At 68.7% G+C, this 7,461-nt stretch carries 7 protein-coding genes; 1 reads left to right on the forward strand and 6 read right to left on the reverse strand.

The features are described 5' to 3' along the window. Positions 1-262: 262 nt before the first annotated feature. From ABD901_RS57815 to ABD901_RS57825, 3 genes are all read right to left on the reverse strand, one after another. The gene (locus tag ABD901_RS57815; RefSeq protein WP_345144788.1) at positions 263-1,483 is read right to left on the reverse strand and encodes an NAD(P)/FAD-dependent oxidoreductase; all 1,221 of its coding nucleotides are present in this window, start codon (positions 1,481-1,483) and stop codon (positions 263-265) included. A gap of 474 nt (positions 1,484-1,957) precedes the next feature. After that, positions 1,958-2,485: a SigE family RNA polymerase sigma factor gene (locus ABD901_RS57820; protein ID WP_345144790.1), complete on the reverse strand. Its 528-nt coding sequence runs from the start codon at positions 2,483-2,485 to the stop codon at positions 1,958-1,960. A gap of 705 nt (positions 2,486-3,190) precedes the next feature. Continuing rightward, complete coding sequence (locus tag ABD901_RS57825; protein WP_345144792.1) at positions 3,191-4,267, reverse strand: GNAT family N-acetyltransferase; 1,077 nt, start codon at positions 4,265-4,267, stop codon at positions 3,191-3,193. Between the two features lie 31 nt (positions 4,268-4,298). Between ABD901_RS57825 and ABD901_RS57830 the strand changes: the two genes are divergently transcribed. Further along, positions 4,299-4,772: a MarR family winged helix-turn-helix transcriptional regulator gene (locus ABD901_RS57830; RefSeq protein ID WP_345144794.1), complete on the forward strand. Its 474-nt coding sequence runs from the start codon at positions 4,299-4,301 to the stop codon at positions 4,770-4,772. Between the two features lie 161 nt (positions 4,773-4,933). Here ABD901_RS57830 and ABD901_RS57835 read toward each other — a convergent pair whose 3' ends face one another. The 3 genes from ABD901_RS57835 to ABD901_RS57850 all read right to left on the reverse strand — a co-directional run. Continuing rightward, positions 4,934-6,436, reverse strand: coding sequence for an outer membrane protein assembly factor BamB family protein (locus ABD901_RS57835; RefSeq protein WP_345144796.1), 1,503 nt, complete (start codon positions 6,434-6,436; stop codon positions 4,934-4,936). Next, positions 6,420-6,932 carry a SigE family RNA polymerase sigma factor gene (locus ABD901_RS57840; RefSeq protein ID WP_345144799.1) on the reverse strand — a complete coding sequence of 171 codons (513 nt, stop codon included), beginning with the start codon at positions 6,930-6,932 and terminating at the stop codon, positions 6,420-6,422. Before ABD901_RS57840 ends, ABD901_RS57835 begins: the two co-directional genes overlap by 17 nt. 310 nt (positions 6,933-7,242) lie before the next feature. Further along, positions 7,243-7,461 (reverse strand): hypothetical protein (locus ABD901_RS57850; RefSeq protein WP_425556868.1); only part of this gene is annotated, 219 nt, incomplete at its 5' end.

The raw sequence follows: 7,461 nt of genomic DNA on the forward strand, positions 1-7,461 counted from the left end.
ACCCATCGAATCCTGACGGCGATCACGAGCACGCTGAACAACAGCGCGGCGCCGCCAAAACCCCAGATCCGGCGCATTCTAGGTTTGTCCGTGTTCACGTTTGCCAAGATGCCCAATCTGGGGACATGGGGAACATGAGCACCGTCAACAGGCCATGAGCCGCAGCCCAGCCCCAACGCCGAACCGCATTGCAGCCCGTGCGGCACCACGGACGGCAACGTTGAGACGCCTGAATCGGCTGTGCTACGTGACGAAGTTTGACTCACTGGGTCGCTGCGGTCCGGTGCGCGGACATCTGCGCGAACAGCTGCCGGTTGTAAAGTTGGCGGGCTTCGATGATGCCGGCGCTGACCGCGAAGTACCGTTCGACGAGGTCTCGTCGGGTGTTCAGGAACCGCAGCGTGGCCAGTCTGTACGGCGACACGTCCAGCGTCGCGGCGAGCAGGGCCATCCGGTAGAGCGGCTTGAAGCGAGCGATGCGGCGTTCAGCGAACCGTTGAAGCCCCTCACTCAGCCGGGTCTCGTCGTGCAGACCGTCACCCACGCAGTCGGCGAGGATCGCCGCCTGTTCGAACGCGTCGGTGATGCCCCGCGCGGTGATGGAGTCCTTGTGGTGGCCGGCGTCGCCGACGAGAACCCAGCCCGGTCCCCAGGCTTGGCGGAAGAAGTTTCGTTGTTGGTTGGTGCCGCGCAGTCGTTCGGTACGGGCACTGGCGGCGACTCGGTCGAACAGACCTGGGGCGGTGGCGCGGACGTTATCCAGGTAGGAGCCCAAGGCGTGCGTGCGGACCTTCGGGAACTCGGCGCTGGGGAAGTAGGCGAACACGAGTGTCTGGTTGTTGTGTGTGGGCAGCGCTCCCACGAGGCGGCCTGGCTGCTCGTACAGCTCGAAGCCTCCTTTGATGCCGGTCCAGTAGGTGTAGTAGATGCAGGTCAGCCGCTGGTCCTCGATCTCGATGGGTGAGCCCACCAGATCAGATATGGTCGACATCATTCCGTCCGCGCCAACGATGAGCCGTGCGCTGACGGTGTCGCGACCGCCGGCGCGGGTGCGGTAGGTGACGCCTGCCGGCCGTCCTCGTTCGAAGGGCACGCCGACTACCTCGCAGGCGTCGCGTAAGTGGGCGCCCGCAGAGATCGCGGCATCTGCCAGTAACGCGTCGAGGACCTGGCGGCGTGGTGCGCACGCGAAGTCGACCCCGTCCGCCGCCGGCACCCTCGCCGCCAGCCCCACATCGCCGACCTGGTGCGAGATCTGCTCGATCCGGGGACAGCCGGTGGCCATCAAACCGTCCAGTAGTCCCCACCGGGCGAGCAGCGCCAAGCCGCTCGAGTGGATGTAGTGCGTCGACAGCGTGTCGCTCGGCAGGTTCGCCCGATCGAGCAGGAGCACGCGATACCCACGACGAGCCAGCAGCAGCGCCGTCGCAGCTCCGGCACAGCGAGCCCCGACAACAACCACGTCGTACCGTTCTCTACCCACAACGCTCCGTTGCTTGAGATCTGGTGCCGGTCCTGCGCATCGCCGGGTACGAGTTCCTCCGCCTTCGCGACCCCAGCCACGTGCTCCATCGCTGTCGTCCCGGCGTTGTCGGTCGGCACACGTCGGCGCTCCGACCGATCCGGTGGCGCCGACTCGGTGGTGGCGGTGCCACCGAAGATCACGGCGGCGGTGCCTGGTGCCGACGGGCCGACGTCCGCGGTCCAGATCGGTGGTTCGCGGAGCGTGTGCGGCAGGCCCGACGGTGACCGGTTTGGGGGCGCCCGGCCTGTTGGTGCCGCCGGGAAGAAACGCCAGACCAAGCGTCAAGGTAAGCAACGCGACCACCACAGCAACGCCGCGCACGGCCACTGTTTAGCGCGGTTTCGGGCTTGATTGAGGAAGTATTGGAGATCGTCGCGAGCAGTACTTCGCCGGCGAGCATCCGTAGGCCTTCACGCAGCCGCGTCTCGGTGCTCATGATCTCGCCTCCGCTTTCGGGTCGACCAGCTCAGCGAGCTCGGGTGCGAGCCGGCGCAGGCGGTCGAGAGCGTGCCTGGTTTGACTCTTGACGGTGCCGATCGGGCAGCCGAGGCGTGCAGCGGTCTCGGCTTCGCTGTGGTCTTCGTAGAAGCGCAGCACGAGCACCGTCCGCTGCCGTGGGGTCAGCCGAGCCAGGGCCTGGCGCAACACCACGGCCAGCTCCGGATCCGGGCCGGCTGGCGCCTGTCGCTCGGGCACATCCCCGGTGAGCGTCTCGACCACCCGGACTCGCCGTCTGCGCCACCAGTTCACAAACTCGGTGTAGAGAACGCGGTAAACGTACGCACGGGGTTCGTCGATCTGGTGCCATCGAGTCACTGCCCGGGCGAGCGCGGTCTGCACGAGATCTTCGGCGTGATGCCGGTCGCCGGTGAGCAGGTTTGCCGACCTGATTAGCGCAGCGCTCTCGGTGCGGACGAAGTCGTCGAAACTCTGTCGCGCCGCATCATGCTGCAGGGCCACGGTGCCCTCCCCCGCTCTGAATGACGCCACAAGGAGGGATGGACGAGGGAAGGATCTGCCGTTCCGGGGCTCGTATCTTCACCGCGGACGGCCAGCTCAGGGATACGCAGACCGGGCGCCGCAAGGGCGGACCTGTCACCGCTGCCGTCCAGCGTCGCGGCGGTCCTGGACTGGGACAGTGCCCACGCTCCCGGCGGGCTCGAGTTGCAGCCCGGACCGAGCACCTGCGCGCGGCATGGCCCTCCCTCTGACAGCGGCAAATCTTGGAAGTCGCCACATCTGCGACATACGGAGGCGTCCCAGTTGCTGAAGATGTTCCATGAACTAGACGTCGGTTCCGTCGGCCCGCCAGGGGTGACCTGTGGCCGGGCCGACGCCACCCACTCTGCAGGACGGCCCTTACGATTTATTTACGGTCGCCTGCTCGTCAGCGTTCGTCGCCAGCGTGTTGGTCTGGCTTGCCGCTCTCGCCTGGCCGGATCCTGGGGTTGCCGGTGGCCAGGGCGACGCGAGCAGTGACCGCGGCTTCGGCGCAGTCGACCCGCATCGAGCCGGGGCACGTCATCCATCTATCAGCTGTTGCATCTCCTCATGACCAGCCGGCGCACGGTTGCCCAAGACCTCAACAGGGTCCGATCCAAGGAGCCATCCTCATCCTGCATCCGCCGGCTGACATGAACGTATGAGATCCGGGTGTCGAGCCGGTCAGCGCTGCCTACCCGATGTGTCTTTGGCAAGGCAAACGATTCCGTCAGGGTCGGCGAGTGGCACCGGCCGATAGCCTTCGCTCTGATAAAGGCCGATGTTCTGTCGGCTCTTGGAGCCGGTGAACAGCACGATGCGGCGGCACTCCGGTCCGGCAGCGGCTTCGGCGGTATGCAACAGCCACCGCCCCAGCCCTCGGTTGCGCAGGTCGGGCACGACGGCGAGCCGACCCACGTGCCAGTCGGTCTCGAGGCGACGGGCTCGCACCATGCCCAGCAGCCGGCCGTCCAGCCAGATGCCCGTGGTTTGCCAGGCCGCCAGCCACTCGCGTACCTCGTCCAGTGATTCGTGCAGGGCCGGTATGGCTGTGGTGTCGTTGACGACGGCCTCGTCCACCCAGCAGCACCGCTGCAGCACGGTGACCTCTTGCGCGTCGTCGGGCGTCAGCCGTCTCGCGTAGGACCCCGGCAACGGGCCGGTGAGTGTTCCGGCCCGTAGGCGTTCGCGCATCGGACGCAGGGCGTGGGCGATCCGGACCAATTCATCCAACAATCCGACGCCGGCTGCGTCGCGGGCCGAGTCGGACCGCAGCCGCCCGTTCTCCAGAGCGTCGCCGATACGGATGGCGACCGTGGCGCCAAGCGGGACCAGACGCAGCGTGGTTACCACCTGCTTGGCGTGCTGGACCGACCGGGTGCCCGCCGAGGTGTTGCCGTAACTGACGAAGCCGATCGGCTTCCACGCCCACTCGCGGCTGAGGTAGTCCAGCGCGTTCTTCAGTGCCGCCGGCATCCCGTAGTTGTACTCCGGTGTGACCGCGATGAACCCGTCCGCCGCGTCGACGATCGCGCTCCACCGGCCGGTGTGCTCGTGCCGGTAGACGCCCGATGACGGCTGCTCCTCCTCGTCCAGGAACGGCAGGTTCAGGTCGCCGAGGGACACCGTTACGAGCTCAACGCCGAGTTCCGCGGCCCGTGGGGTGACCGCGCCGATCAGCCACTGCCCCACGAGCGGGCCGAGGCCGCCTGGGCGGGTGCTGCAGGCCAGAGCAAGGACACGAAGCGGTCTCGTTGACATGGAAACGAAGTCTAGGTGCTAGATTAATTACATGTCAACGAAGCCGCCGACGAGGGCCGTGCGCTGGCTGAACCCACATGAGGAGCGGGCCTGGCGGGCCTTCCTGCGCGTCATGGTCGCTGTCCAGACCGGCACCGCGCGTGACCTGGCCACGATCGGCCTCTCCGAACCCGACTACGAGGTGCTGAGCACGCTGTCGGAGCGGCCCGCGCACACCAGCACACTGGGACAACAAGCTGACAAGATGGGCTGGTCGCGCAGCCGGCTGTCCCGGCACGCGACCCGGATGGAAGAACGCGGTCTCCTCCGCCGCGAACCGGACCCGACCGACGGCAGGGGCTGCCTTCTCGTGCTCACCACACAGGGCCTGGACGCTCTCGAGATCGCCGCACCGGCCCATGTCGAGTCGGTACGGCGCCACTTCATCGACCGGCTCGCTCGGGAAGACCTCGCCGCCCTCGAACAGATCGCCCGGAGGCTGGAGGAACCCCAAGGCGACGAGTAGAAAGTGGAGGTGGCTCGGCCTGGGACGCCCGGGCTGGCCCCCCCGGGGTGGGTGGCGGCCGCCCTTGGAGGAGAGGGGTTCGAGTCCGGCGACGGTCGCGCGGCCGGCCCAGGGTTGTTTTCCCTGGGCCGGCTCCGCGACGGCCGAGCGGTGAGGCTGGGTCAGGCTGCGAACCGCCAGACCTTGATGCCGGTGATGGTGGCGCAGACCAGGTGGGTGCGGCTCCAGCCGCAGCCGCGATTGTCATCGACCACGCCCAGCTGGACGGGGCCGCCGGTGAGGGGCGAGACACCCGACACGCTGGTGGGCGAGTCTCTGTCCCCGGGCCCGATGACCAGCAGCGCGTTGCCGTCGATCCAGCCCGCGGTGCCGGTCTGTGCCTGTTCGCTCAGAATCTGCCGGCCCGACGCGTCGACGACGGCGTTGCGCAGGTCGCCGGATTGGGTCATGAGGTTCAGCAGGACCTGGCCGTTGACGACCTGCAGCCTGAAGATGGAGCCGTCCTGCCGCCAGCGGACCTTCTGTGCGGCGGTGTCGAGCGCGGTGACGTGTTCGTCTCCCGGTTTCCCCAGTTCCTCGAAGCAGATCCGGTTCGGCCCGCACCACACCGGCTGGCCGATCTGCACGCCGTTCGTCGCGGTGTATACGTCGGTCGCGGCGGCCGGTCCGGAGATGTCCGCGGCCCTGATGGTGCCGTGCTTGTCGCGGTCGATCACGTAGAGGATGCCGTCGACGGCGAGCACCTGGTCGCGGCTGTCGCCGGTGGCGGCGCTGACGGCCCCGGCGCGACGTACCGATTCCGCGCCGGTGGCCAGGTCCCGCACGATCGCCGTGCCGTCGGCGGTGAGCTGCACGAACTGGCTCGTGGCGACCGGGGGACCACCGAACCCGCCCCGCTGGGACTCGAGGGGTGACCCGGCCGCCGACTGCATTACGAGGCTGTCGACGATGCGGCTGGCCGGATCGGGGACGGTCCACTGCACCCGGCCGGTGGCCATGTCGTAGCCGCGGGTCTTGCCGTCCCGCCGGGCGCCGGTCACCAGTGTCGACTCGCCGAGGACCACGTCGTCGGCCTCGAAGTTGTCGACGTCGAGGTGCATGAGCATCGTCCCGGTGGCCGGGTCGAGCGCGAAGATCGTCCCGTCGGGCCTGGACCCGTTGTCGTGGCGTCCCATGATCAGTACGTATCGCGGGTGCCAGTAGACGGCCGCCGTGTCGCTGAAGTCGGCGAGGTGGACCGGACCCCAGGCGGCCCGTCCCGTCGCGAGGTCGACCGCGACGACACTGGTCTGCCCGGACTCGCTCTGCAGGCACACGAACGCCCGGTCACCCATGGTCACCACGGTCGCGAGCCGCGGCGGCTGCAGTTGGCCGAGGCCGATCCCGGCGCCGACCGGTGCCAGCCGCTGGAATGTCGTCGGTTTCTGGGCGGCGGTCGGCGTGACCGGCGATGGCCCGGCCGGCGGCTGCTGCCCTCTTGGCAGGCCGGCGCCGATCGCGACCACGATGGTGCCGACCACAGCGAACACGGCCACCACGGCGACGACGGCCGCTTGGCGCCGACGTCGGCGACCGAGCCGACGGGCCGCGTCCGGCGGCGCCGCGGGCACCTCGTCGGCGTCGCGGCGCAACGCCGCGAAGAAGGCATCAAGCTCCGTTGACATGGGCACCCCCGGCGTTTGTGGCCGTGCTCGTCCCGAGCACCGCGGCGAGTGAGGCCCGGCCTCGGGTCAGCCGGGCCTTGACCGTGTTGACGTTGGTTCTGGTCTCCGCCGCGATGTCGGCGAGCGAGCGGTCCAGAAGATGGAACAGCACCAGCGCCTGTCGCTGGTCGAACGGCAGCTGCCGCATCGCGGCGACCAGCAGCACGGTCTCCTCCGACGGTCCGGCCACCGACGGCATCGGCGGGGCGCTGACGGCGGCCGTGCGGCGGACGAGGAGGCGACGCCAACGGTCCTTGGCGAGCCGGCTCACCACCAGTCGTAGCCATGCCTCGGCGTCGTCATACGCGCTCACCCGCCGCCAGTGCTGCCACGCCCGCGCGTACGCCTCCTGCACCAGGTCCTGGGATTCGCTCTGGTCGCCAGTGAGGCCGAACGCATACCGTGTCAGCCGCCGTACGGTGCCGCGGTAGAACATGTCGAACATCTCCGCCGTCATCTGCCCTGCCGTCGTGTGATGGAAGTGGACGCACACCAAGGACACGCACCGCCCACTGGGAAAGTTTCTCCGGCGGAGCCTGCGCAAACTCGCTGACTACCTGGCCCACAACACCGGCCTGCGTCCGGTACGGGTGGGCCGGGAGCGGCTACGGGAACTGCTGCACAAGCACGACATCACATTCCAGCGGACGAAGACGTGGAAGGAGACAACGACCCGAACGCAGAAGCCGAACTCGTCCGGATCGAGGAAGTGACCACCGCGTTCCCGGACCGCGTCTTCGCGTTCGACGAGTTCGGGCCGCTGACGATCAGGCCGCACGCCGGCGCGTCGTGGACCGCGGCCGGGCGTCCGGACCGGCTGCCAGGCTGAGGGCCTCGACCTCGACGGGCAGGTCGGCGTCGGCGACGTAGACGGACAGCTGGTCGAGGCCGATCGAGGAGGGCAGGGCGGCCGCGGCCCGGGCCTCGCCGACGAGGTCGGCGATGCGCGCGACCGCGGCCGGCAGGCCCAGCACGTGCGGCGACGT

Source organism: Dactylosporangium darangshiense, assembly GCF_039537565.1.
GTDB classification, from domain to species: Bacteria; Actinomycetota; Actinomycetes; order Mycobacteriales; family Micromonosporaceae; genus Dactylosporangium; species Dactylosporangium darangshiense.